Genomic DNA, 25,348 nt, shown 5'->3' with positions numbered 1-25,348 from the left:
CGCCCCGGCGCCGTGGAGGTGCCGGGGCAGCGGCAGGTCAGCCGCGGGTGGCGAGCGCCTCGCGCCACACCGGGCTGTCGACGTAGTGGTTGTCGAAACGCTGCGCCGAGTCCTTGATCTCCTGGGGATCGGCCTCGCCACGCATCACCCGTCCCAGGAGCCGCAGATAGTCGAAGCGGCCCGCGCCCGGCGTGAACACGAACAGCACGTCGGCCGTCCGGCCGGGCGCGGCGGCGAAGGCGTGCGGGGTGTGCGGGGGCACGACGAGGAAGTCTCCCGCGTCGAGGACGGTGATCTCCTCGCCCACCAGCACCTGGAGCGCTCCGTCGATCACGAAGAACGACTCGGACGCCTTCGTGTGCAGATGGGCGGGAGCCCCGACGGCGCCCTCGGCGAACGTCGACCGGTAGCTGGTGAGTCGCCCGCCGGTGTGGTCGGAGTCCGCGAGGAGCGTCATCACACTGCTGGGGTCGCTCGTCGTCTCGGCCCCGGCTGCCCGGGTGAGGACCGGTGCGAACGGCGCGGTCATCGTGGTCTCTGGCTCCCTGTTCGTCGTCATGTGCACAACCCTAGGGAGCCGGTCGACCGGTGACAGGGGGCATTTCAGGGCCGAAATCATGGGTCAATTCGGCGAGGCAGGGATGTCCCCGCTCAGAAGCGGCCCGATCCCCGGTACAGCTCCAGCTCACCGTCCAGTTCGACCGCGAGCACCGTGGCGTGCGGGTCGAGGTCCGCCGCCGCGGGCGGGTCGATCCACAGCACTCCGACCGCCTCGTGCAGCCCGCCCACGACCCGGTGGGCGAGTTCTGTGCCGGTGCCGAGGACGGTGACCTTGCGGACCTTTGTGACCAGGCCGCGTACGCCGATCTCGGCGCGCGGGATGTCGTACAGGGTGAGGTAGACGGTGCGGCGGTCGGCGGAGAGGGTGCTGGGACCGTAGTGGTGCCCGGCCGGCAGTCCGCGGACCGTCCCGTAGACGGCCGCGGAGTGTTTGCGGATCCACTCCCCCAGTCCTTCGAGACGTTCGACCTGCGGCTCGGGGATGGTGCCGTCCTCCCTCGGGCCGACGTCGAGCAGCAGGTTTCCGCCCCCGCCGATGGTCTCGGTGAAGTAGCGGATCAGCTGGCTGAGCGACTTGTGGTTGTGGTCGTGGTGCTGGTAGCCCCACGAGTCGTTGATCGTCAGGCACAGCTCCCAGGGCCCGGCGGGCGGTTCGATGGGGGCGCCCTGTTCGGGGGTGGCGTAGTCGCCCTCGCTGAGCATGCGGGCGTTGAAGACGACGTCGGGCGAGTAGGAGCGGATGAGCGCGGCGAGCTCGGGGATGCGCCACTGTTCCTCGCTGCGGTCCCACTCCCCGTCGAACCACATCAGGTCGGGCCGGTAGCGGGAGGCGAGTTCACGGATCTGGCCGTCGCGGTAGGCGATGAACCGCTCCCAGGCAGCCAGGTCCTCGTCCTCGGCCGCGACCTCGGAGTAGCGGTTGTCCTCCAGCTCCGGCGGGCGGCCCGGCTTGCGGGTGGAGGCGTAGTCGGGGTGGTTCCAGTCGGAGTGCGAGTAGTAGAAACCGACCTTGAGGTCCTTCTCGCGCAGGGCGTCGACGTAGCCGGTGAGGTAGTCGCGGCCCAGGTTCAGGTCGCCGTACGCGGTGTCCCACAGGGCGACGCCGTCGTGGTGGCGGCTGGTGAGGACGGCGTACCGGGCGCCGGCCCGGGCGAACAGGTCGGCCCATGCCCTGGGGTCGTAGCGGGCGCCGGTGAAGCGGTCGAGCTGGGACATGTACTGGTCGTGCGGGACGATGTCGTCGTAGAACGACCAGGACTCCTGGACGCCGTCGACGGCGTAGATCCCCCAGTGGACGAAGATCCCCAACTTGGCGTCGGTGAACCACGGCTGCATGGACACGGCTGAACTCCTCTACAGGACAAGGTCACTCGGCGGAACCAGGGGACTTGGGGAACATGAGGGGTCCCCGGGGGCGGGCGCGGCGGGCGCCCGCCCCCGGGTGCCGGTGCTAGCGGCCGGTGGTGCCGCGCTCCAGGCGGAGCGTCAGCACCTGGAACGGGCGCAGTGTCACCGCGACCGTGCCGTCGGTGCCGACCTCAGCGCTCTCCAGCGGGCGTTCGAGCAGGTCGGTGACCTGGGCGCCGGCCAGCGGGAACCCGGTGCGCAGCACGCCCTGGCCGCGGCCACCGCGGGACTCGTAGAGGCGGACGACCACGTCGCCGGACTCGTCGTCGGCGAGCTTGACCGCCTCGACGGTCACGCCCTCGCCGTCCACGGAGACGACCGGCTCGGGGGTGCCCGCGGTGTCCGCCACCCGCAGCGGCAGGTTCAGGGCGTAGCCCTCGGCGACCGCGTCCTCGATGCTCGCGCCGGGGAGCAGGGAGTACGTGAAGCGGTGCGCCCCCTGGTCGGCCTCGGGGTCCGGGATGCGCGGGGCGCGCACCAGACTGAGCGCGACCGTGGTGGTCGTACCGCCGTCCTCGCGGACCGTGCGGGTCACGTCGTGGCCGTACGTCGAGTCGTTGATGACCGCGACGCCGTAGCCGGGCTCGCCGACGTGCACCCAGCGGTGCCCGGAGACCTCGAAGCGGGCCGCCTCCCAGCTGGTGTTGGTGTGGGTGGGGCGCTGGACGTGGCCGAACTGGATCTCCGCGGAGGAGTGCGCGGCGCGGACGTCCACCGGGAAGCCGGCCTTGAGGATCTTCTCGGCCTCGTGCCAGTCGATCTCGGTGTCGAAGTCGATCCTGGGGCTGCCGGCGCGCAGGGTGATGGTCTGGGTGATCGTCGAGCCCTTGCCGAAGGAGCGCGTCACGCGGATCGCGCCGAGCAGGGGGTCCTCCTCGACGACGGCCACCGACTCCGCTTCCAGCAGGTCCGTGTAGCGGTTCTTGTAGTGCTTGTCGATGTCCCAGGCGTCCCAGTAGTTCGGGAGGTCGGTGTGCAGGCGGAGCAGGTTGCCCGGCCCGGCGAGGACTTCGCGGTCGGCCCGCAGATCGCGTACGGACGCCAGTGTGCCGTCCGCGGCGACCTCGACCCGGACCAGGCCGTTGTCGAGGGTCCGGCCCGCGGCCTTCACCGGCTGTGGGGGCTGGGCGTCGGTCAGCGGCGCGCTGCCGCTCGCGGGTACCTCCACGTACGCCGGTGTGCCGTCGGCGGTGCGGACCACGTCGGAGCGGTCGTAGGGGCTGGTGTTGAGCACGCGGGGGCCTCCGGCGCCCAGCGCGGCGACCGCCTCGGCGGTCAGCGCCTCCAACTCCTCGGCCACCCGGGCGTATTCGGCCTCCGCCTCACGGTGCACCCAGGCGATCGACGAGCCGGGCAGGATGTCGTGGAACTGGTGCAGCAGGACCGTCTTCCACAGCCGGTCGAGCTTCTCGTACGGGTACGCGTAGCCCGGCGCGTGCAGCGCGGCCGTGGTCGCCCACAACTCGGCCTCGCGGAGCTTGTGTTCGCTGCGCCGGTTGCCCTGCTTGGTGCGGGCCTGGGAGGTGTAGGTGGCGCGGTGCAGCTCCAGGTAGAGCTCGCCGTTCCAGACGGGGGCGTCCGGGTACTCCTCGCGGGCGGCCTTGAAGAAGTCGTCGGGGTGTTCCACGACGACCTTGGGCGAGCCCTCCAGGTCGGCGAGCCTGCGCGCGCGTTCCATGATCTCGCGGGTGGGGCCGCCGCCGCCGTCTCCCCAGCCGAAGGGCGCCAGCGAGCGGGTACCGCCGCCCTTCTCCGAGTAGTTGCGGACCGCGCGGTCCATCTCCTCGCCGCTGAAGCGGGCGTTGTAGGTGTCGACGGGCGGGAAGTGGGTGAAGATGCGGGTGCCGTCGATGCCCTCCCACCAGAAGGTGTGGTGGGGGAACTTGTTGGTCTGGTTCCAGGAGATCTTCTGGGTGAGGAACCAGTCGTTGCCGGCGAGCTTGGCGAGCTGCGGGTAGGCGGCGGTGTAGCCGAAGGAGTCGGGCAGCCAGACGCCCTTGGTCTCGACGCCGAAGTGCTCGATGAAGAACCGCTTGCCGTGGATGAGCTGGCGGGCCATGGCCTCGCCGCCGGGCAGGTTGCCGTCGGCCTCGACCCACTGGCCGCCGACGGGCGCCCACTGACCCTTCTTGACCGCGTCCTGGATGCGGGCCCACACCTTGGGGTAGTTGTCGCGCACCCACTCGTACTGCTGGGCCTGGGAGCAGGCGAAGATGAAGTCGTCGTACTCGTCGGCCAGGGACGTCACGTTGGAGAAGGTGCGGGACGTCTTGCGCTTGGTCTCGCGGATCGGCCACAGCCAGGCGGAGTCGATGTGCGCGTGGCCGACACCGGAGACGGTGTGGGCGCTGGCGTGCGCGGGCCGGGCCAGGACGGGGGCGAGCACCTCGCGGACGGCGGCGGCGCTGCCGGAGACGTCGTCCAGGTCCAGGGTGTCCATGGCCCGGTCGAGGGCGTGCATGATCTCGTGGCGGCGCGGTTCGTGCTCGCCGAGGTGGACCATGAGTTCGCGCAGCACCTGAAGGTCCAGGTCGAGGTGCCAGACCTGCTCGTCCAGGACGGCGATGTCGGCGCGCTGGAAGGTGTACAGCGGTTTGTCGCCGGCGGTCAGGACGTCACCGAGGTGGGTGGTCTTGGAGAAGTTGTCGGCGAGGATGTCCGGGTTGGAGGCGGCCTCGACCAGGTAGTCGACCGTCTCGCCGCCCGTCGCCGGGTTGGCGATCGGTACGTACTGGTTGAGCGGGTTGACCGCCTTGAGCGGGGTCCCGTCGGTGAGGTGGACCAGCGCCTCGGCCTGGTTGCCCGGCCAGTCGCCCACGAACCCGAGGTCGATGACGGCCTCGACGCGCCGTCCGGCCCACTCGGCCGGCACCTGGCCGCGCATCCGGAACCAGGTCGTGCCCCACGGCGGGCCCCAGGGGGTGTCCATCGCGAAGGGAGCGTAGGTCGCGGCGGCGGCCTCCTCGAAGGGGACCGGCTCGCCCGGCGCCTGCCAGGCCTCGACCTCGAAGGGGACGGTGGCCGCGTAGATCGCGGGCTTGATGCGCTGGGTGTGGACGCGCTCGACGCGCTCCTCGATCCGGCGGCGTTCGTCGTGCATGAAGATCTCCAGGAAACAGGAAGCCAGGGAGGGGGGAGTGCCCGAAGGCCAGAAAGCGCTTACCAGGCGCGTCTACACAAGGTACGCCAGGCCAGGGTGGACGTCTGTGTAGCCCTCCACCAGCCTGCGGGCCACATTGACCGAGTCGACCAGCGGATGCAGCGCGAACGCCTTCACCGCCGTCGCACGGGAGCCCGACTCGGCCGCGGCCAGCACCTCGCGTTCGACGCCCTTGACCGAGCAGACCAGGCCGGTGGCGTGGTCGGGGAGCGGGGCGACGGCGACCGGGTGGGCACCGTTGGCGTCGACCAGGCAGGGGACCTCGATGACGGCGTCCTGGTCGAGCACCGAGAGGGTGCCCTGGTTGCGGACGTTGAGGATCAGGGTCGTGCGCTCGTCGCGGGCGATGGCCCGCATCAGGGCGAGGGCCACCTTCTCGTAGCCGCCGGAGAGGTCGTCGGCGTCGCGCTCGCCGGCGCCGGCCGTCTCCCGGTTCTCGGCCATGTAGGTGGCCTCGCGCTCGGCCCGGGTGCGGTCCCAGGCGGTCAGGGCGGCCGCGTCGGGGCGCTCCATCTCCTGGTAGAAGCGGGCCTGCTGGTCGGCCAGGAACGCGCCGCGGGTCTTCTCGGCCTGCTGGTAGGCCCGGACCGCTTCCCGGTTGAAGTAGTAGTAGTGCAGGTACTCGTTGGGGATCGCGCCGAGGGACTGGAGCCAGTCGACGCCGAAGAGCTTGCCCTCCTCGAAGGAGCCGAGCAGGTCGGTGTCGGCGAGCAGACGCGGCAGCTCGTCCCGGCCGGCCACCCGCAGGCCGCGCACCCAGCCGAGGTGGTTGAGGCCGACGTAGTCGATCCAGGCCTCGCGGGGGTCGGCGCCCAGGACCCGGGCGATACGGCGGCCGAGGCCGACCGGCGAGTCGCAGATGCCGATGACCCGGTCGCCGAGGTGGCGGGACATGGCCTCGGTGACCAGGCCGGCCGGGTTGGTGAAGTTGATGACCCAGGCGTCCGGGGCCACCCGGGCCACCCGCCGGGCGATGTCGACGGCGACCGGAACGGTCCGCAGACCGTAGGCGATGCCGCCCGCGCCGACCGTCTCCTGCCCGAGGACGCCCTGGTCCAGCGCCACCCGCTCGTCGTTCGCCCGGCCCTTGAGGCCGCCGACGCGGATCGCGGAGAAGACGAAGTCGGCGCCGCGCAGTGCCTCGTCGAGGTCGGTCGTGGCGCTCACCTCGGGCGCGTCGGGCACCCCGGCGGCCTGCTCGGCCAGCACCCGGGTCACCGCGGACAGCCTGCGGGCATCCAGGTCGTGCAGCACGACATGGGTGACGCGGCCCTCGGCGCGGTCCCCGAGGAGGGCCCCGTACACGAGCGGCACCCGGAACCCGCCACCACCCAGAATCGTCAGCTTCACGCCGCGTCCGCCTTTCCGTTCTTGCCTGCCGGCACCACGTCGACGCCCGCCTCCTCGAAGGAGGCCAGCGTCGCCGGGTTCACCGGCGCGTTCGTCACCACCGCGTCCAGGTCCTCGGGACCGCACACCTTCGCCATGCCGGTGCCCGGGAACTTCGCCGAGTCGGCGAGCAGGACGACCTTCTCACTGGCCTTGATCATGGCCCGTTTCACCGGGACCTCGACGACGGTCGTGTCCATCACCTGCCCACCGGGGCGCACGCCACTGGTGCCGAGGAAGAGCCAGTCGGCGTGCAGCTGGCGCAGGTTGTCCTCGGTGAGGAAGCCGACCAGGGACCGGTACTCGCGCCGGACCATGCCGCCGAGCAGCACCAGCTCGATGCCCTCGTCGTCCGCCAGCTCCTCGTAGACCACCAGGTTGCTGGTGATCACGGTGAGCCTGCGGCCGTGCAGCTGCCGGGCCAGGCGGTAGGCGGTGGTGCCGATGTCGAGCAGCACCGACTGACCGTCCGCGACCATGGCGGCGGCCCGCGCGGCTATGGCGTCCTTCTCCGCCACGCGCACCTCGGCGACCTCGGCGAAGGGCTGGTCGCCCTCATCGGCCACGGCGCCGCCGTGCACCCGCGTCAGCATGCCGTCGTCCTCGAGTTTGACCAGGTCACGCCTGATCGTGGCGGGGCTCACGCCCAGCTGCTCGGAGAGATCGGTCACGGCCGCGGGGCCACCGGAGCGCAGGGCCCGGAGGATGAGTTGATGTCGTCGTTCTGCCAGCACGACGTGAACACTACTCGTCATCTTCAATCATTTCTATGCTCAGTTCTGCTCAGGTATTGACCAAGCTCGCGGATCGTCGCACGATTCCGGTCACGAAATGAAGAGTTTTGACGAGCTCTCCGGATGAGAGGACCTTTCACGTGGATGACGACCGGCCCGAGGTGCTGCTGACCGGGCTGCTCTTCTACGACCTCGTCCTCACCGGTCTGGGCAAGCCGCCGACACCCGGCGAGGAGATCTGGACAGCCGGCATGGGCTGCGGCCCGGGCGGCATCGCCAACCTGGCCGTCGCCGCCTCCCGCTTCGGCCTCAGGACATCCCTGGCCACGGTCTTCGGCGACGACTTCTACGGCGCGTACTGCCAGGAGGTCCTGGCCGGCCAGGAGGGCGTCGACCTCACGCTCTCCCGGGTCGCGGACGGCTGGCACACGCCGGTCACGGTCGCGCTGGCGCACGGTCACGACCGGGCCCTCGTCACCCACGGCCAGGAGCCGCCGTACTCGCAGGACACTCTGATGGGCGACCCGCCCGCGGCGCGCACGGCCCTCGTGCACCTGGAGGCCGAACCGCCCGGCTGGCTCGCCAAGGCCGCCGCGAACGGCACCCGGATCTACGCCGACGTCGGCTGGGACCCGACCCAGGAGTGGTCGCCCGCTCTTCTGGACCAGCTCGCGCTGTGCCACGCCTTCCTTCCCAACGAGACCGAGGCGATGGCCTACACCCGCACCGACAGCGCGGTCGCGGCCCTCGGCACCCTCGCCGAACTGGTCCCGGTGGCCGTGGTCACCCGCGGCGGGGACGGCGCGGTCGCGGTCGACCAGACGACCGGCGAGTACGCGGACGTGCCGGCGCTCGCCGTGGACGTCCTGGACGCGACGGGCGCCGGGGACGTGTTCGGCGCGAGCTTCGTGGCTGCCTCGCTCGGCGGCTGGCCGCTGGAGGAGCGGCTGCGTTTCGCGGTCCTGGCGGCCGGACTGTCCGTACGCCATCACGGCGGCGCCCTCGCGGCCCCCGGCTGGTACGGCGTCGACCGCTGGTGGCGCGCCCTGACCGACCCCGAACTCAAGCGGGCGTACGGCTTCCTGGCGGAGCGGCTGCCGGCGGACCCCGGTCCTCCGGTGCGACACGCCCCCGTCACCCCGCCCGCCCCTCATCACTGACCCCCCACAAGCGAAGTACTGACAGATCCGAAAGGCGGTGGGAGCTTTGCGGCTCTCACGTAGAGGACTGCTGCGCGCGGGCCTGGCCGGTACGGCCGCCACAGCGCTCGGCGGTCTGGCGTCCGGCTGTGCCGTCCCGACCGGTTCGACCGGCCGCACCATGGTCCTGTGGTACTGGGACGGCGGCCTCGGCGACACGGCCATCAGCAAGGCCAAGGCCCGTTACGACAGCACGGTCGACCTCAAGGCCGTCAAGATCGGCGGCTACTACCGGTCCAAGCTGATCACCACGATGGCCGGCCGCGCCCACGTCCCCGACATCGCGGGCCTCAAGGGCGAGGACATGGCGTCCTACCTGCCCAACGCGGACCAGTTCGTGGACCTGCGGACCCTCGGCGCGGACAAGTACAAGAGCCAGTACCTGCCGTGGAAGTGGCAACAGGGCATCGCCGACGACGGCTCCATGATCGGTTTCCCGATCGACTGCGGTCCGGTCGCGCACCTCTACCAGTACGAGGTCTTCCGCAAGGCGGGGCTGCCGTACGAGCCCGCCGACGTGTCCCGGGAGCTGGACACCTGGGACAAGTTCTTCGCGGCGGGTGAGCGGCTCAAGCAGCGCGTTCCGGGGACCTCCCTGCTCACCGACGTCAACAGTGTCTTCGAGAACGTGGTGCAGCAGGGCAGCAAGCGCTACGTCGACAAGGACCGCGTCTTCATCGGCGACCAGGAGCACGTACGCGACGCCTGGGCACTGGCCGTGGAGGCCAAGCGGCGGGGGCTGGTCTCCAACCTGGTCACCGGCACCCCGGACCAGCTCTCGGCGGTGGAGTCCGGCAAATTGCCCAGCCAGCTGGGCGCTTCGTGGGCGACCTACGACCTGAAGAACGGCGTGCCGAAGACCAAGGGCAGGTGGCGGGTGGCCGACATGCCTGTGCGGCCCGCCAACAACGGTGGTTCGTTCCTGTCGGTCACCAAGGCGTGCCGGGAGCCCGAGCGTGCCTTCGAGATCATCGCGTGGATGCTCAACGCCTCCAACCAGGCCCAGGGTTACGTCGACGCCGGCCTCTTCCCGTCCACCCCCGCCTCGTACGGCATGAAACAACTGCGCGAGCCCGACCCCTTCTTCGGCGGCCAGGTGACCACGGACGTCTTCGGGCCCGCCGCGCAGAAGATCGCGGTCGCCTACAACAGCCCGTTCGACGTGGCGCTCGGGCAGCCCATCAAGGACGAGATCAAGAACGTCGGCGTCCTCGGAAAGGACCCGAAGAAGGCCTGGAGTGACGCCATGAGCAAGTGCCGGCGGATCGCGCAGCACCTGGGGGTGAGCTACTGATGGCCACCGTCCCCGCGCTGGAGAGGCCCCCCGTGGCGGTGGCGGCCCCGCCCGCCACGCGGCCGAAGAAGGGATGGCGCAAGTACTGGCACCTGTATGCCGCGATCTCACCGTTCTATCTGCTGTTCCTCGCCTTCGGCCTGATTCCCGTCGGCTTCTCGCTCTACCTGTCCTTCCACCGCTGGGACGGCCTCGGCTCGATGGAGTGGGCGGGCCTGTCGCAGTACCGGTACCTGGTGAGCGACAGCGACTTCTGGAGCTCGATCGGCAACACGATCATCATCTGGGCGCTGGCCACCTTCCCCATGATCTTCCTGGCGATGATCACGGCCGTGCTGCTCAACTCGGCGGTCCGGTTCAAGAACGTCTACCGCTTCGCCTACTTCCTGCCGAACGTCACCTCGGTGGTGGCGATCGCGATCGTGTTCGGCTCGGTGTTCTCCACCAACTTCGGCCTGGTGAACGCCCTGTTGCGAGCCGTCGGCCTGGACCAGGTGGCCTGGCTGAACACGCCGTGGGGCATCAAGGTCGCCATTGCCACACTGATGACCTGGCAGTGGGTCGGCTACAACGCGATCATCTTCCTCGCGGGTCTGCAGACCATCCCGAGCGAGCTGTACGAGGCGGCGCGGGTGGACGGCGCCGGGCCCGTGCAGACGTTCTTCCGGATCACGCTGCCCATGCTGCGGCCGACCCTGCTGTTCGTGCTCGTCGTCTCCACGGTCACCGGACTGCAGAGCTTCACCGAGGCGCAGGTGCTGCTGCAGAACACCTCGAACGACTCGACGTTCTCCGGCGGTCCCGGCCACGCGGGCCGGACGATGGTCCTCTACTTCTTCCAGCAGACCTTCGACAACAACGACTTCGGCTACGGCGCCGCTGTGGCGTGGGGCATCTTCCTCGTCGTCGTCATCTTCTCGATCATCAACTGGCGCCTGGTGCAGCGCCGGGACGAAGACTAGGGAGGCCGGGACACCATGGCATCCGTCCAGGACACCAAAGACTCCAAGGGCATCCGGGGTTCCCGGCGCCGGGGCATCGCGCTGCACGCGGTCCTCGTCATCGGTCTGCTGCTGTCGGCCTTCCCGTTCTACTGGGCCCTCATCATGTCGACGCACACGTCGACCGAGATCTTCTCCTATCCGCCGAAGCTGCTGCCCGGCTCGCACTTCCTGCAGAACGTGCGCAGCCTCTTCGACAACATCGACTTCTTCGGCTCGATGTTCAACTCGCTGCTGGTGGCGAGCTCGGTGACCTTCCTGGTCCTGTTCTTCGACTCGCTGGCCGCGTTCGTCTTCGCCAAGTTCGAGTTCCCGGGCCGCAGGGCGCTGTTCGTCCTGCTGATGGCGATCTTCATGGTGCCGACGCAGATGGCGATCATCCCGCAGTTCGTGATCATGGCGAAGATCGGGTGGATCGGCTCGATGACGGCGCTGATCGTGCCGGCGGCGGCCAACGCGTTCGGCATCTTCTGGATGCGCCAGTACATGAAGAGCGCGATCCACGACGAACTGCTGGACGCCTCGAAGATCGACGGCGCGAACTTCCTGCGCCAGTACTGGCATGTGGCGCTCCCCGTGGTCCGCCCGGGCCTGGCCTTCCTCGGCATCTTCACCTTCATGGGCCAGTGGAACGACTACGCCTGGCCGCTGATCTCCCTGACCAACCCGGACAACGTCACCCTCCAGGTCGCGTTGTCGCAGCTCAACGGCGTCCACGGCACCACCGACTACGGCATGGTGATGACCGGCGCGCTGCTCGCCCTGATCCCGCTGCTGATCGTGTTCGCGATCGGCGCCAAGCAGATCATCGGCGACCTCGGCAAGGGAGCGATCAAGTGACGGACCCGCTGCTCGCGCTGCGCCCCTGGGAGACACCCGAGGTGACCTCCTGGCGACGGCTGCCGATGAACGCCGTCGACCGCCGCGCCGGCGCGCTGGACCTGGACGGCGAGTGGCGCTTCCAGCTGCTGCCGGCGCCGGACGCGCCGCCGGCCGGCGACTGGTCGTCCGCGTACGTCCCCGGCGCCTGGACGACGCAGGGCACGGACGACCTCCCGCAGTACACCAACGTCCGTATGCCGTTCCCCCAGTTCCCGCCCGCCACACCCGCGGCCAACCCGACCGGCGTGTACGAGCGTGAGGTGGACGTGCCCGCCGAGTGGGCCGGGCGGCGGATCGTGCTCCAGGTCGGGGCCGCCGAGAGCGTGCTGCTTGTGCATGTCGACGGGCGCGCGGTGGGCATCTCCAAGGACTCACACCTGGCCGCCGAGTTCGACCTGACCGAGGCGGTGCGCCCCGGCGAGCGGGCCACCGTACGGCTGACGGTCGTGAAGTGGTCGGACGCCTCGCACATCGAGGACCAGGACCAGTGGTGGCACGGCGGGGTCACACGGTCGGTACTGCTGTACGCGACCGACCCGCTGCGGCTCGCGGACGTCACGGTACGCGCGGGACGGAACGGCGACCTGCGGGTGGACTGCCAGGTGCGGGACACGGGCGGGGCGCTGCCCGAGGGGTGGTACGTCAGCGGCGAGCTGGACGGTCGCCCGCTCTCCCAGGACGCGGAGTTCGACCGGGTCAACACCGAGGACGACCGGGTCTCCGACTTCCTCGGCGAGGCGCGGCTGCTGACCACGGCGGCGGACGTACGCCTCTGGAACGCCGAGGAGCCCGAGCTGTACGACCTGGCCGTCCGGCTGCACCGCGCCGACGGCACCGTCGCCGACACCTCGCACCACCGGATCGGGTTCCGGGACGTCGAGATCGTCGGCCGGGACCTGCTGGTCAACGGCGAGCGGGTGTACATCCGGGGCGTCAACCGGCACGACTTCCATCCGCTGACCGGGCGGACGGTGACGCACGACGAGATGCGCGCGGACCTGGTGCTGCTGAAGCGCTTCGGTTTCAACGCGGTCCGCACCTCGCACTACCCGAACGACCCGGCGCTGTACGACCTGGCTGACGAGCTCGGTTTCTACGTGGTGGACGAGGCCGACATCGAGTCCCACGACCACGCCCACGAGATCGCCGACGACCCGCGCTATCTGAACGCCTTCGTCGACCGGGTCTCCCGGATGGTGCTGCGCGACAAGAACCACCCCTCGGTGATCATCTGGTCGCTGGGCAACGAGTCCGACTACGGCGCGAACCACGACGCGGCGGCGGGCTGGGTGCGCCGGCACGATCCGACCCGGCCGATCCAGTACGAGGGCGCCGCCAAGCTGGGCTGGGCCGACCCGGGCCTCGCCTCCGACATCGCCTGCCCCATGTACGCGCCGCTGGAGGACTGCGTGGCGCACGCGCTGTCCGGGGAGCAGACCAAGCCGCTGATCCAGTGCGAGTACTCGCACGCGATGGGCAACAGCAACGGCACGCTGGCCGACCACTGGGCGGCCATCGAGTCCACCCCGGGCCTTCAGGGCGGATTCATCTGGGAGTTCTGGGACCACGGAATCCTCCAGCGTGTGAACGACGGCAGACCGGTCGGGCGTGGGGGCGCCGGCCTTTATGACAACGGTGTCGCCGCGCCCGGACATCGTTGGGCGTACGGCGGTGACTTCGGCGAGACGATCCACGACGGCCCGTTCATCGCCGACGGGGTGGTCTTCCCGGACCGCACTCCCAAGCCCGTGATGTACGAGCACCGGGAGATCGCGGCGCCCCTGCGGCTGGAGTGCCTCCGGCACGAGGGCGTCGTCATCGGCAACCACCAGCACTTCCGCGGCCTGGACTGGCTGTCCGGCGAGTGGCGGCTGTCCCTGGCGGACGGCGGCACCCTGACCGCGCCGGCCGAGCTGCCCGATCTGCGGCCGGGCGAGACGGCGGCGGTGCCGCTGCCCTTCGAGCTGCCCGAGGACGGCGGGGAGGCGTGGCTGACCCTGCGCGTGACCACCGCCGGGGACGAGCCATGGGCCCCGCGCGGGACGGTGGTGTGCCTGCCGCAGGTACGGCTGCGGGCGGCTGCCCCCCAGACCACTCCCCCGCCCGTACGGAACCGTTCGGTCGAGGTGGAGGTCGACGGCGACGGCCTGCTGGTCCATCCCCTGCTCGCCTCGGCGCCCACGCTGTCGCTGTGGCGGGCCCCCACGGACAACGACGAACTCGGCGGGATGGCGGCGAACTGGCGGGCCTGGGGCCTCGACACGCTGGTGCGCAAGCTCGTCGACGTGCGCCGGGCGGACGGCCGCGTCACGGTGTCCGCGGAGTACGCCGCGGCCGCCGGTGTCATCCGGCACACGCAGGTGTTCACCCCGGTCGACGGCGGCATCCAGGTCGAGGAGTCGGCCGAACTGCCGCAGGCCCTCACCGATGTGGCCCGGGTCGGCTCCGTGTTCGAGACGGTGGCGGGCCTGGACCTGATGGAGTGGTACGGGCAGGGCCCCTGGGAGTCGTATCCGGACCGCGCCTTCGGAGCACCGGTCGGCCACCACTCAGTCCCCGTGGACGAGTTGTTCACCCCCTACCTGCGCCCGCAGGAGAGCGGTGGGCGGCACGGCGTACGGCGCTTCACCCTGTCGGCACCGGACGTCACCGGGCTGACAGTCGCACTGGACACACCGCGGCAGGTCTCCGTGACCCGCTACCGCGCGGAGGACCTGACCTCCGTGACCCATCACGACGAACTCGCCCCACGGGCCGGGTGCGTCGTCCACCTCGACGCCGCCCACCGCGGCCTGGGCACCGCCTCGTGCGGTCCGGACACCTCACCCTCCTACCTCCTCGCACCGGGCACCCATCGCTGGAGCTGGACCCTGCGCGCCCACTGAACCCCCCACACCTCCTCTGTCACCTTTACGCAGTGTTACGGAGCACACGTGTGCGTTTCCCATGAGCACGACCAGGGCGAGGCCGCGCAGGCCGGTGCCGGCAGACGCGGTTTCCTGCGGGCGACCGCGCTGCTGGGCGCGGCGGCCACGGCGGGTCTCGCGCTGCCGACGGCCGCCGAGGCGGCCACGGCCGCGGAGGCGGGCTGGCGGCCCGATCCCGACAGCCGCCGCTTCACCCTCGCCGTCATGCCCGACACGCAGTACCTCTTCGACGGGCCGAGCATCGACAAGGCGCCCATCGAGGCGTCCCTGCGCTACCTCCTGGAGCACGGCACGGAAGACAACATCGTCTTCCTGTCCCACCTCGGTGACCTCACCGAGAACGGCGCCCAGGTCGAAGTCACCGCGATCAGCGAGGCGTTCGGGCTGCTGGACCGGCGTGGCGTCGGCTACAGCGTCCTGGCCGGCAACCACGACGTGAAGTCCTCGACGGACGACCAGCGGGGGCCGACGCCGTACCTGGACGCCTTCGGGCCGCAGCGGTTCAAGGACAAGCCGACCTTCGGCGGCGCCTCGCCCGACGGCTACAACACCTTCCACCTGTTCAAGGCGGGCGGCCGCGAGTGGCTGGTGCTCGCCCTGGACTGGAGGCTGTCGGCGAAAGGTTTCTCCTGGGCCAAGGACGTCATCGCCCGGCACCCGAAGACCCCGGTCGTCCTCACCACGCACGAGCTGGTCGTCGAGGACGACACCCTGTCGGACTACGGACAGCAGTTGTGGGACCAGCTGATCGCGGACCACGACCAGATCTTCCTCACCCTCAACGGGCACTACTGGCCGGCCGGCCGGGCCACCCGCAAGAACGCGGCGGGCAACGACGTCCACCTGCATCTGACGAACTATCAGAACAGGTATTTCGGCGGCGCGGCGATGATCCGCCTCTACCACTTCGACCTGGACCGTGACGTCATCGACGTCGAGACGGTCTCCCCGTGGATCCTCGGCCGTGCCGCGAAGGGGCTCAACGAACTGGAGCGGCAGGAGATCGAGCTGAGCGGCGACGCCGACCGGTTCTCCGTCGACATCGACTTCGCCGACCGCTTCTCCGGCTTCGACCCGGTGCCCGCGCGCCCGGCCCGCCCCGTGTCGAAAATGCTCGTCCCTGGCACGGTCGCCTACTGGCGCTTCGAGTCGCCCGTGTCCGGCACCGTCCGTGACCTGTCCGGCCGCGGCAACGACCTGACCCTGGTGTCGGTGGGCGGTGGCTCGCTGGGCTGGTCGGCGGACCACCACCCCGACCAGCCCGGCCACGGCAGCCTCGAGTTCCAGGGGTACAAGTCCCCGCTGGAGGGCGCCTACCTGCGCACGGTCGACGGGGCGCCCCTCAACTCCGCGACCTTCAAGGCCGGTTACACCATCGAGGCGTTCTACCGCCTCCCGGCCGACTGGGACCCCGACCACAACGCATGGTCGGGTCTGGTCAGCCGGACCGGCACGGGCGGTGCCGCGGGCAAGACCGCGGACGATCCCGACGAGCCGCTCGCCACGCTGTCGCTGTCCGACGGGCCCGGCCCGCAGTGGGCGGTCCGGCCGCTCAACCAGGAGGGCATCGCCACGAACTGGGGCGACGAGACGGCCCGGGAGGTGTGGTGGCACGTCGCCGTCGTCAACGACGGCTCCCACACCATCATGTACGTCCAGGGCTGCCCCGTCGCCCGCAATCCGCACGCCACCGCCGTCGGGCTCACCTCCGTCGGGCTGCCGTGGCTGCTCGGGGGCTACGAGTACGCCGGGAAGATCGACCAAATCCTGCACGGACGGCTCGGCGACGTCCGGATCGTCGAACGGGCGCTGCCCGTCACCTCGTTCATGAACCACTGACGTCCCGAAGCAAAGGCGCGAGAACCATGACAGAGCAACAGCTGCCCGCCTGGGCCGACCCGTCCGTCTCCCCCTCCGAACTCGACCCGCAGGGTGTCTCCCGGCGCGGGCTGCTGCGCAGCGCCGGCCTGTTCGGGGCGGCGTTCGCGCTCGGCTCGGCGGCCACGCCCGCGGTGGCGGCAGCGGCGGACGACAGACCGCTCGGCGGCGGCGACCCCCGCCTCGCCTACCTGGTCGGCGACCACCACGTGCACAGCGTCTACAGCCACGACGCGAAGTACACCTTCTCCCAGCTGGCCACCGCGGCCGCCAAGTACGGCCTCGACTGGATGGTCTTCAACGAGCACTCCAACTTCGGGCACGCCTGGTACGGCGCCGCCATGGAGCACCAGGAAATCCTCAAGGCGCGCGCCGAGAACCCCCGCCAGCTGATCTTCCAGGGCCTGGAGTGGTACATCCCGGCCGCCGAGCACTGCACGATCTTCGCCGCGCCCGGTCCCCACGAGGTCGACGTCCTCACCCAGTTCGAGCTGGCCTATGACGGCAAGCTGCTCAACTACACGGACGGCGCCCCGGACAACCCGAACACGGCCCGTAACGAGGCGCACGCGGTCAAGGCCATCCAGTGGCTCGCCGAACAGCGCCGCACGGGCTACATCGACGACGTCCTCGTCTTCGCCAACCATCCGATGCGGCTGGGCATCGACTCCCCGCACGAGATGCGCAACTGGCGGGACGCGGCTCCCGAGATCATGATCGGCATGGAGGGCGCGCCCGGCGCACAGGGCGGCGGCATCCCCGGCTGGGAGGGCCCCACCTCACAGCGCGGCGAGTACACCAACAAGCCGTCCGTGAACTCCTGGGCCGGCTACCCCGAGGACACGTACGTGCTGTACGGCGGTTTCGACTGGATGACGTCGACGGTCGGCGGCATGTGGGACGCGATGCTCGCCGAGGGCAAGCTGTTCACCATCACCACCAACTCCGACGTCCACCGGGTCGTCTTCGACACGTGGAAGAACGGCGACTGGCTGCCGGGGCAGAACTTCGACAACACCGGCAAGATCCCCGACCCCGTGAACACGGACTCCCCGCAGCCCGGCGGTGACTTCTGGCCCGGCCAGTTCAGCCGCACCCATGTGGGCGTGACCCGCTACGGCTACCGCGCGGTGATGGCGGGCCTGCGCGCGGGCCGGGTCTGGCTCGACCACGGGCATCTGCTCGACGGTCTCGACGTGCGACTGCAGCGGGACCGCGACTTCGGTCCCGGTGTGACACTGGGCGGCCGAGTGCGGGTCCGCAAGGGCGAGAAGCTCACCCTGAACGTCACCGTCACCACGGCCTCCCGCCCCAACACCCAGGGAATCCTGCCCCAGTTGGCCCACGTGGACCTGATCCGGGGCGCGGTGCGCGGCCCGGTGACCGACCGGGACACCTGGCAGGCTCCCGACACCAAGGTCGTCCAGACGAAGGACGTCTCCGGCCGGACCGGGACGTACACCCTGCGCATCCCGGTCACCGCCGGGGACGAGTCCTTCTACGTCCGCCTGCGCGGCAGCGACGGCAAACGCAACGGTACCGGCTACCTGGGTGCCGCCATCGACCCGCACGGCCCGATCCCGCACGTCCCCGGAGACGGTGACCCGTGGGCCGACACCTGGTTCTACTCCAACCCGATCTTCGTGGACGTGGTCGGCAACTGAGGCGTCCCGCAAGGGGCGCGGGGAACTGCGCGACCAGCCACAACGGCCGCGCGGTTCCCCACAAAGCTCAGCCCCTACGGCGACATGAAGCCACGGCGCCGGCGAAACCGCTCACGCGTAGAAGCGCGACAGGCTCTGCAACACCGCCGCGGGCTTGGCACCACCCTCGATCTCGATGGCCCCGTCGACGGTGATCTGCACCCCGCCCGGCACGTCCTCGACCGAGGCCAGCTTCCCCACCAGCCGAATCTTCGACCCGACCTTCACCGGGGACGGGAAGCGCACCTTGTTCAGCCCGTAGTTGACCTTCGTCGAGACACCCTCGACATCCAGCAGCTCGGTGAACAACGGGATGAACAAGGAAAGCGTCAGGTATCCATGGGCGATGGGCGCGCCGAACGGGCCCTCCTTCGCGCGCTCGGGGTCCACATGGATCCATTGGTGGTCCCCCGTGGCGTCGGCGAACGTGTTGATCCGCTCCTGCGTGACCTCGATCCACTCGCTGGCCCCGAGGTCACTTCCGGCCAGCTTCTTCAGTTCGTCGAGGCCGTTCACGGTGATGCTCATAAGTAGCCGATTCCTTTAAGGGAGTTGGTGATTTCCGTAACGGTTGCGCACCCGGGACTTCAGGAGCTTCCCGGAGGCGGTGCGCGGCAGTTCGTCCGCCACCACCACGGACTTGGGGATCTTGTACTTGGCGAGCCGCCCGGCCAGCGAGGCCAGCACCTCGTCGGGATCCAGCGCGGCGCCCTCGCGCGGCACGACCACCGCGCGCGGCACCTCGCCCCACTTGTCGTCGGGTACGCCGATGACCGCGCACTCGACGATGTCCGGGTGGGCGAGGAGCAGGTCCTCGATCTCGGCGGGGTAGATGTTCTCGCCGCCGGAGATGATCATGTCCTTGATGCGGTCGACGATGAAGACATAGCCGTCCTCGTCGGTCCGGGCCGCGTCCCCGCTGCGGAACCAGCCGTCGGCGAAGGCGGCGGCACTCTCCTCGGGCAGCCCCCAGTAGCCGGGCATGACGTGCGGTCCGCGCACCACGACCTCGCCGGTCTCGCCGACGTCGGCCGGAGCGAGGTCCGGCCGGACGACCCGGACGTCGCTGAAGAAGTGCGGCACCCCGGCCGAACCCGCCTTGCTCAGGGCGTGCTCGGCGTCCAGGAACAGCGTGCCGGGTGCGGCCTCCGTCATGCCGTAGCCCTGCAGGAAGGTCAGGCCACGCGCCTGGTAGGCGGCGATCAGCGGGCTCGGCACCGGGGAACCCCCACAGGTGAGGATCCGCAGGGAGGACAGGTCGGCGTCCGGCCAGCGCGGATGCCGGGCCACCTGGTCGAACATCGTCGGCACCCCGAACATGAAGGTGATCCGGTGCCGTTCGATCAGGTCGAAGGTGGCCTCCGGGTCGAAGGCCTCGACCAGGACACAGGTGCCGCCCTTGAGCAGGACCGGCAGGGTGAGCATGTTGAGGCCGGCCGTGTGGAACAACGGGGCGGAGACCAGGGCGCGTTCGTCGGCGATCAGGTCGGTGTCGACGAGGACGTTGACCGCGTTCCAGGTCAGGTTGCCGTGGGTGAGCATCGCGCCCTTGGGGCGTCCGGTGGTGCCCGAGGTGTACATGATGATGCACGTGTCGTCGGGGGTGACCGGCTCGTCGATCGGCTCGGCCGGTGCCTCGGCGAGCATCTGCTCGTACTCGGCGCCGACCTCGACATAGGTCCGGACGTCGCTGTTGCCCGGCAGCCCGGCGACCAGCCCCTGGAACGCGGGGCCGTAGACGAGGGCCCTGGCGCCGGAGTCGGCGAGCTGGTAGGCGATCTCCGGGCCGGCCAAGCGGGTGTTGAGGGGGACGAAGACCGCGCCGAGGGTGCCCGCCGCGAACAGTGTCTCCAGGTAGGAGGGGTGGTTGGGGCCGAGATAGGCGATGCGGTCGCCGCGCCGGACGCCCCGGGCGCGCAGGGCGTGCGCGAGGCGGGTGGTGCGGGTGTGCAGCGTGCGGTAGTCCGTCACCTGCTCACCGTGGACCAGGGCGGTGCGGTGCGGGGTCTTGCGGGCCCGGCGTGCGGGCCACGAGCCCAGTCCCTCGTTACGCATCGTGACGCCCCTTACGGTTTCGTCAGCCCGAGCAGGCGGGCGGCGTTCTCCTTGAGGATCTTCGGCTTCACCTCGTCCTTGATCGACAGCTTCTCGAAGTCGGCGAGCCAGCGGTCGGGGGTGAGGACGGGGAAGTCGGAGCCGAAGAGGACCTTGTCCTTGAGCAGGGTGTTGGCGTACTGCACCAACTGCGGCGGGAAGTACTTCGGCGACCAGCCGGACAGGTCGATGTGCACGCCCGGCTTGTGGGTGGCGACCGCGAGGGCCTCGTCCTGCCAGGGGAAGGACGGGTGCGCCAGGATGATCTTCAGATGCGGGAAGTCGGCGGCCACGTCGTCCACGTGCAGGGGGTTGGAGTACTTCAGCCGGATCCCGCCCCCGCCGGGCACACCGGCGCCGATGCCGGTCTGGCCGGTGTGGAACAGCGCGATGGTGCCGGTCTCCTCGATCACCTCGTAGAGGGCGTACGCCACGGACCGGTCGTTGGGGAAGAAGCCCTGGATGCTGGGGTGGAACTTGAAGCCCTTCACCCCGTACTCCTCGACCAGGCGGCGGGCCTGCCTGACCCCCGCCTTCCCCCGGAAGGGGTCGATGGAGGCGAACGGGATGAGGACGTCCGCGTTGGCGGCGGCCGCCTCGGCGACCTCCTCGTTCGGGACGGGCGGCGTGCCGGTCGCCGACTCCGCGTCCACCGTGAAGATCACGGCGGCCATCCGCCGCTCGCGGTAGTAGGCGGCGGTCTCCTCCAGGGTCGGCTTGCGCTTGCCCTCGACCTTGAAGTAGGCGGAGGAGGCGTCGTGCAGGTCGTCGTCGAGCGAGGAGTGTCCCTTCGAGGACACCTCCGCGTGGGTGTGGACGTCGATCGCGACGAGATCCTCGACGTTGAGGGTCGCCATGGTCAGGCCTCCGGGAACTTCGGGGCGGGGATGCCGACGCTCTGGAGTTCGGCGCCGACCGACGTGGGGAAGGCGTCGGCCAGGGTCTCGGGGGTCCAGCCGCCGTCGGCGTAGGCCGCGCTGATCTCCTGCGGATGCGACCAGAGTGCCACTTTGTCACCGCCGATGCCGATGGCCTGGCCCGTGATGCCCCGGGCGGCCTCGGAGGCGAGGAACGGGACGAGCGCGGCGCAGTCCTCGGGGGTGCCGAAGCCCTCGCCCTTGCGGAGGAAGCCCGGCAGCGGCTCGCCGTTCCTCATGGCCTCGACGTACGGGGCGAAGGCGGGGATGGTCTCGGTCATCGCGGTCGCGGCGACCGGCACGATCGCGTTGACGGTGATGCCCGCGCGGCCCAGCTCCATGGACCAGGTACGGGCCATCGCGGCGATGCCCGCCTTGGCCGCGGCGTAGTTCGTCTGCCCGAAGTTGCCGCGCTGCCCGGCCGGGGAGCCGACCAGGATCAGGCTGCCGCCCTCGCCCTGCTCGCGCATACGGACGGCGGCGGCACGGGCGCAGGTGAAGGTGCCCTTGAGGTGGGTGGTGATCACCGCGTCGAAGTCGTCGTCGGTCATCTTCCACAGCACCTTGTCCCGCAGGATGCCGGCGTTGGTGACCAGGACGTCGAGGCGCCCGAACTCCGCCACGGCGCGGCCCACCAGCCGGTCGGCGGCCTCGGTTGTGCCGACCGGGACCACCTCGGCGACGGCGGTGCCACCGGCCGCGGTGATGGACTTCACGGCCTGCTCGGCCACGTCCTCGTCGATGTCGTTGACGACCACAAAGGCGCCGTGGGCGGCCAGGGCGTGCGCGTAGGCGAGGCCGAGGCCCCGGCCGCTGCCGGTGACGACGGCGGCCTTGCCGGTGAGATCGATGCTGGGCACGGGCGGGTCCCTTCACAAACTGACGCGAGTGATGCGGCTTGGTGCGGTTGGAACGGCTCGGAGCTGCTTGGAGCGGCTCGATACGGCCGCCGAGATCGAAGCTAAGAGCAATAATTGTTGACGTCAATAGTTGTTGTCGACCGGGCAGGTGCGTCAGACTGGGAGCACCAGGCACGACGCGCCCGCACGACGCGCCCCGCACGACCGCCCCGACGGGGCCCCGACCAGGGAGACCACCATCGCCCGCCAGCCGCACCCGACGCCCCCTGCCGCGGGCCCCGCTCCGATCGACGCCTACGAGCCGTGGATGCGAGGCCTGCACGCGGACACCGGCTACCTGCTCTACCGGCTCGGACTGCGCTCGGGGCAGCTGTTCAACGCCTCCCTCCAGGAATCCGGCCTGCGCCTGCGCCACTACGCGCTGCTGCGCTTCCTCACCACGTCGGAGGGGGCCCTGCAACGTGAACTGAGCACCTCCCTCGGCTACGACCCGAGCGCGATCGTCGGACTGGTGGACGACCTGGAGAAGCTGGGCTTCGCGGAGCGCCGGCCCTCGCCCGACGACCGGCGCAGCCGCATCGTCGTGCTCACCGCGGACGGCCGCGCCTTCCTGCGCGACACCGACGAGGCCGGACTGCGGGTCACCAACGAGCTGCTCCAGCCCCTCGACCCCGCCGAGCGCGATGTGCTCCACTCGCTGCTGCAGAGAGTCGCCGAGACCGGGCTGGGGTGAGGCCATGCCGACGACCGCCGACGCCGCCCTGTCGCAGGCGGCGCGTTCCGCGCCCGACCGGCTGCTGTCGGTCCTCGCCGCGTTCGACCACGACCACCCGGCGTTGTGCCTGACGGACATCAGCCGCCGGGCCGGGCTGTCCCTCACCACCACCCACCGGCTCGTCGGCGCACTCACCGAGTGGGGTGCCCTGGAGCGGGACGACTCGGGCGTCTACCACGTCGGACTGCGACTGTGGGAGGTCGCCGCCCTGGCGCCCCGGGGACTCGCGCTGCGCCAGGCCGCGCTGCCGCACCTGGAGGACCTGTACGAGGCCACGCACGAGAACGTGCAGTTGGCGGTGCGCGACGGCTCGGAGGTCGTCTACACCGAGTGGATCTCGGGCCGTTCGTCGGTCGGCGTGCACATCCGCGTCGGCGGCCGCTGGCCGCTGCACGTCACCGGGGTGGGACTCGTGCTGCTCGCGTACGGCGACGCGGAACTGCAGAAGGAGTACTGCGCCAGGCCGCTCGCCTCCCTCACCCCGTACACCCTCACCGACGCCGGACGACTGCGCCGGACGCTGGCCGAGGTGCGGCGCTCGGGCGTGGCGGTGAGCGACCGTCAGGTGACCGAGGACGCGTTGTCGGTGGCGGCGCCCGTGCGCGGACCGGGCGGGACCCTCGTCGCGGCGGTGTCGGTGGTGGTGCCGCAGGACGGCGCCCAGGTGCCGGTGCTCGTCCCGGCGGTGCGGCTCGCGGCGCGTGGGATCTCCCGGGCCCTGGGGTGGCAGCCGGACGCGGGACGGCCGCGGGGCGGGGCGAGGTCCGCCGGAGGGGCAGCCTCGCAGCGATGAGGACGGGCGCGCGCCTGCTGACCTGACCACGTGGTCCCCGCCGCGGTCCCGCCCACCGTCGGTCCCCGTGGCCGTTCACCGTGTCAACTCACCTGCGCCAAAAAGACTTTCTCGGTTTCACCTCTTGACGACCCCAGTGCCGGGGAGCACATTGACCGCGCACCCTGAGAGCGCTCTCAGACGTCAGGGCGGTGCTCTTCGAGGCACCCGCGCATTCCCCCTCGTACCCGAGAGGCCCCCCATGACTGACACCTCCGGCACACCCCACAGACGGCGACGCCCGCTGCGACGGGCACTCGTCGCCGTCGTCAGCACGCTCGGCCTCGCGGCGGCGGCCGCCACGGTCGCCTCCCCCTCCGCGAACGCCTCCGCACCCACGCCCCCGTCGGGCTGGACGCAGGTCTTCCTCGACGACTTCACCGGGAGCGCCGGCACCGGCGTGAACACCTCCAACTGGCAGTACGCGACCGGGACTTCGTATCCGGGCGGCCCCGCCAACTGGGGCACCGGCGAGGTCGAGACGATGACCAACAGCACCGGCAACGTCTCGCTCGACGGCAACGGCAACCTGCGCATCACCCCCCTGCGTGACGCTTCCGGCAGGTGGACCTCGGGCCGCATCGAGACCAACCGCACCGACTTCCAGCCCCCGGCGGGCGGCAAGCTGCGCGTCGAGGCCCGCCTCCAGATGCCGAACGTCACCGGCACCGCCGCCGAGGGGTACTGGCCCGCGTTCTGGATGCTGGGCGCGCCCTACCGGGGCAACTACCAGAACTGGCCGGGCGTGGGCGAGCTGGACATCATGGAGAACGTCCAGGGCCGCAACACGGTGTGGGCCACCATGCACTGCGGCAGCAACCCGGGCGGCCCCTGCAACGAGACCACGGGCCTCGGCAACTCCACCGCCTGCCCGAACACGACCTGCCAGTCCGGCTTCCACACCTACACGATGGAGTGGGACCGTTCGGCGAGCCCGGAAGCGATCCGGTTCTACGTCGACGGCGTCAACTTCCACACCGTCACCGCGAACCAGGTGGACGCGACGACCTGGACCAACGCCACCGACCACGGCTTCTTCCTGATCCTGAACGTGGCGATGGGCGGCGCCTTCCCGGACGCCTTCGGCGGCGGCCTGGACGGCGACACCCGCTCCGGCGTGCCGATGGTCGTCGACTACGTGCAGGTGCTGTCGTCGGGCGGAGGCGGCACCACTCCCCCGCCCCCCGGCAACCGGGACGCCTACGGCACCATCCAGGCCGAGTCGTACGACGCCCAGTCCGGTACGGCCACCGAGACCACGTCGGACACCGGCGGCGGACAGAACATCGGCTCCCTCGCGAACGGCGACTGGGCCCTGTACAAGGGCGTCACCTTCGGCTCCACGGCGGCCAGGCAGTTCGTCGCCCGGGTCGCGAGCGGCGCGTCGGGCGGCGTCAGCGGACTTGTCGAGGTCCGCCTGGACAGCCGTACCGCCACGCCCGTCGGCAGCTTCGCAGTCGCCGGCACCGGCGGCTGGCAGTCCTGGCGAACGGTCCCGGCCAACATCAGTTCGGTGACGGGGACGCACGACGTGTATCTCACCTTCACGAGCGGCCAGCCGTCCGACTTCGTGAACGTCAACTGGTTCAACTTCGGCCACTGACAAGCGACTTCGGCACTGGGGGCTCCACGCGCGCGTGGTTAATAGACCCGAGGGTCCGATTCCAAGCTGTTCCGCTTGATCATTAACGAATTTCCGCCCGACCAAGACCCCATGACCGGCGAAAACCGGGCG

The 25,348-nt window shown here is 70.4% G+C and carries 19 protein-coding genes; 10 read left to right on the top strand and 9 right to left on the bottom strand.

Going from position 1 to position 25,348, the window contains the following annotated elements:
• Positions 1-37: 37 nt before the first annotated feature.
• The 5 genes from ABZ027_RS22150 to ABZ027_RS22130 all read right to left on the bottom strand — a co-directional run bounded on the left by ABZ027_RS22150 (position 38) and on the right by ABZ027_RS22130 (position 7,251).
• Positions 38-559, bottom strand: coding sequence for a cupin domain-containing protein (locus tag ABZ027_RS22150; protein WP_356770876.1), 522 nt, complete (start codon positions 557-559; stop codon positions 38-40).
• A gap of 92 nt (positions 560-651) precedes the next feature.
• A complete protein-coding gene (locus ABZ027_RS22145) occupies positions 652-1,902 on the bottom strand; it encodes an alpha-L-fucosidase (protein ID WP_356770874.1) in 1,251 nt (416 codons plus the stop codon).
• A 109-nt stretch (positions 1,903-2,011) separates the two neighbouring features.
• The gene (locus ABZ027_RS22140) at positions 2,012-5,068 is read right to left on the bottom strand and encodes a glycoside hydrolase family 38 C-terminal domain-containing protein (RefSeq protein ID WP_356770872.1); all 3,057 of its coding nucleotides are present in this window, start codon (positions 5,066-5,068) and stop codon (positions 2,012-2,014) included.
• 72 nt (positions 5,069-5,140) lie between these two features.
• Positions 5,141-6,478, bottom strand: a complete 1,338-nt coding sequence (locus ABZ027_RS22135; protein ID WP_356770870.1) for a 6-phospho-beta-glucosidase — start codon at positions 6,476-6,478, stop codon at positions 5,141-5,143.
• Entirely contained in the window at positions 6,475-7,251 is a 777-nt protein-coding gene (locus ABZ027_RS22130) for a DeoR/GlpR family DNA-binding transcription regulator (protein WP_356770868.1), read from the bottom strand. Before ABZ027_RS22130 ends, ABZ027_RS22135 begins: the two co-directional genes overlap by 4 nt.
• Before the next feature lie 140 nt (positions 7,252-7,391).
• Here ABZ027_RS22130 and ABZ027_RS22125 point away from each other — a divergent pair, with 140 nt between their 5' ends.
• Genes ABZ027_RS22125 through ABZ027_RS22095 form a run of 7 tightly spaced genes read left to right on the top strand, consistent with a single transcriptional unit; the run spans position 7,392 to position 18,096 of the window.
• Positions 7,392-8,411, top strand: coding sequence for a carbohydrate kinase family protein (locus tag ABZ027_RS22125; protein ID WP_356770866.1), 1,020 nt, complete (start codon positions 7,392-7,394; stop codon positions 8,409-8,411).
• A gap of 46 nt (positions 8,412-8,457) precedes the next feature.
• Positions 8,458-9,744 (top strand): extracellular solute-binding protein, encoded by a 1,287-nt coding sequence (locus tag ABZ027_RS22120; RefSeq protein ID WP_356770864.1) that lies wholly within the window; start codon positions 8,458-8,460, stop codon positions 9,742-9,744.
• Positions 9,744-10,706: a sugar ABC transporter permease gene (locus ABZ027_RS22115; protein ID WP_356770862.1), complete on the top strand. Its 963-nt coding sequence runs from the start codon at positions 9,744-9,746 to the stop codon at positions 10,704-10,706. Before ABZ027_RS22120 ends, ABZ027_RS22115 begins: the two co-directional genes overlap by 1 nt.
• 15 nt (positions 10,707-10,721) lie before the next feature.
• Complete coding sequence (locus tag ABZ027_RS22110; protein ID WP_356770860.1) at positions 10,722-11,585, top strand: carbohydrate ABC transporter permease; 864 nt, start codon at positions 10,722-10,724, stop codon at positions 11,583-11,585.
• Entirely contained in the window at positions 11,582-14,512 is a 2,931-nt protein-coding gene (locus tag ABZ027_RS22105; RefSeq protein ID WP_356770858.1) for a glycoside hydrolase family 2 TIM barrel-domain containing protein, read from the top strand. Before ABZ027_RS22110 ends, ABZ027_RS22105 begins: the two co-directional genes overlap by 4 nt.
• 48 nt (positions 14,513-14,560) lie before the next feature.
• Positions 14,561-16,393 (top strand): LamG-like jellyroll fold domain-containing protein, encoded by a 1,833-nt coding sequence (locus tag ABZ027_RS22100; protein WP_356770856.1) that lies wholly within the window; start codon positions 14,561-14,563, stop codon positions 16,391-16,393.
• Positions 16,394-16,419: 26 nt separating this feature from the next.
• The gene (locus ABZ027_RS22095; RefSeq protein WP_356770854.1) at positions 16,420-18,096 is read left to right on the top strand and encodes a PHP domain-containing protein; all 1,677 of its coding nucleotides are present in this window, start codon (positions 16,420-16,422) and stop codon (positions 18,094-18,096) included.
• A 111-nt stretch (positions 18,097-18,207) separates the two neighbouring features.
• On the opposite strand, the gene ABZ027_RS22090 is transcribed toward ABZ027_RS22095, so the two are convergent.
• The 4 genes from ABZ027_RS22090 to ABZ027_RS22075 are packed head-to-tail and all read right to left on the bottom strand — an operon-like array spanning position 18,208 to position 22,006.
• Complete coding sequence (locus ABZ027_RS22090; protein ID WP_356770852.1) at positions 18,208-18,663, bottom strand: MaoC family dehydratase; 456 nt, start codon at positions 18,661-18,663, stop codon at positions 18,208-18,210.
• Between the two features lie 15 nt (positions 18,664-18,678).
• Positions 18,679-20,190: a long-chain fatty acid--CoA ligase gene (locus tag ABZ027_RS22085; protein WP_356770850.1), complete on the bottom strand. Its 1,512-nt coding sequence runs from the start codon at positions 20,188-20,190 to the stop codon at positions 18,679-18,681.
• Between the two features lie 11 nt (positions 20,191-20,201).
• Positions 20,202-21,086: an amidohydrolase family protein gene (locus tag ABZ027_RS22080; protein WP_356770848.1), complete on the bottom strand. Its 885-nt coding sequence runs from the start codon at positions 21,084-21,086 to the stop codon at positions 20,202-20,204.
• 2 nt (positions 21,087-21,088) lie between these two features.
• Positions 21,089-22,006, bottom strand: coding sequence for an SDR family oxidoreductase (locus tag ABZ027_RS22075; RefSeq protein WP_356770846.1), 918 nt, complete (start codon positions 22,004-22,006; stop codon positions 21,089-21,091).
• A gap of 307 nt (positions 22,007-22,313) precedes the next feature.
• Here ABZ027_RS22075 and ABZ027_RS22070 point away from each other — a divergent pair, with 307 nt between their 5' ends.
• The 3 genes from ABZ027_RS22070 (at position 22,314) to ABZ027_RS22060 (ending at position 25,216) form a co-directional block, all read left to right on the top strand.
• Positions 22,314-22,739, top strand: coding sequence for a MarR family transcriptional regulator (locus tag ABZ027_RS22070; protein ID WP_356771050.1), 426 nt, complete (start codon positions 22,314-22,316; stop codon positions 22,737-22,739).
• 4 nt (positions 22,740-22,743) lie between these two features.
• Positions 22,744-23,574 (top strand): IclR family transcriptional regulator, encoded by an 831-nt coding sequence (locus ABZ027_RS22065; protein ID WP_356770844.1) that lies wholly within the window; start codon positions 22,744-22,746, stop codon positions 23,572-23,574.
• A gap of 241 nt (positions 23,575-23,815) precedes the next feature.
• Positions 23,816-25,216 (top strand): glycoside hydrolase family 16 protein, encoded by a 1,401-nt coding sequence (locus ABZ027_RS22060; RefSeq protein WP_356770842.1) that lies wholly within the window; start codon positions 23,816-23,818, stop codon positions 25,214-25,216.
• Positions 25,217-25,348 lie beyond the last annotated feature (132 nt).

This window comes from Streptomyces sp. NPDC006332 (assembly GCF_040612855.1).
Lineage (GTDB): Bacteria > Actinomycetota > Actinomycetes > Streptomycetales > Streptomycetaceae > Streptomyces.
This window is presented reverse-complemented; position numbering and strand designations above follow the sequence as displayed.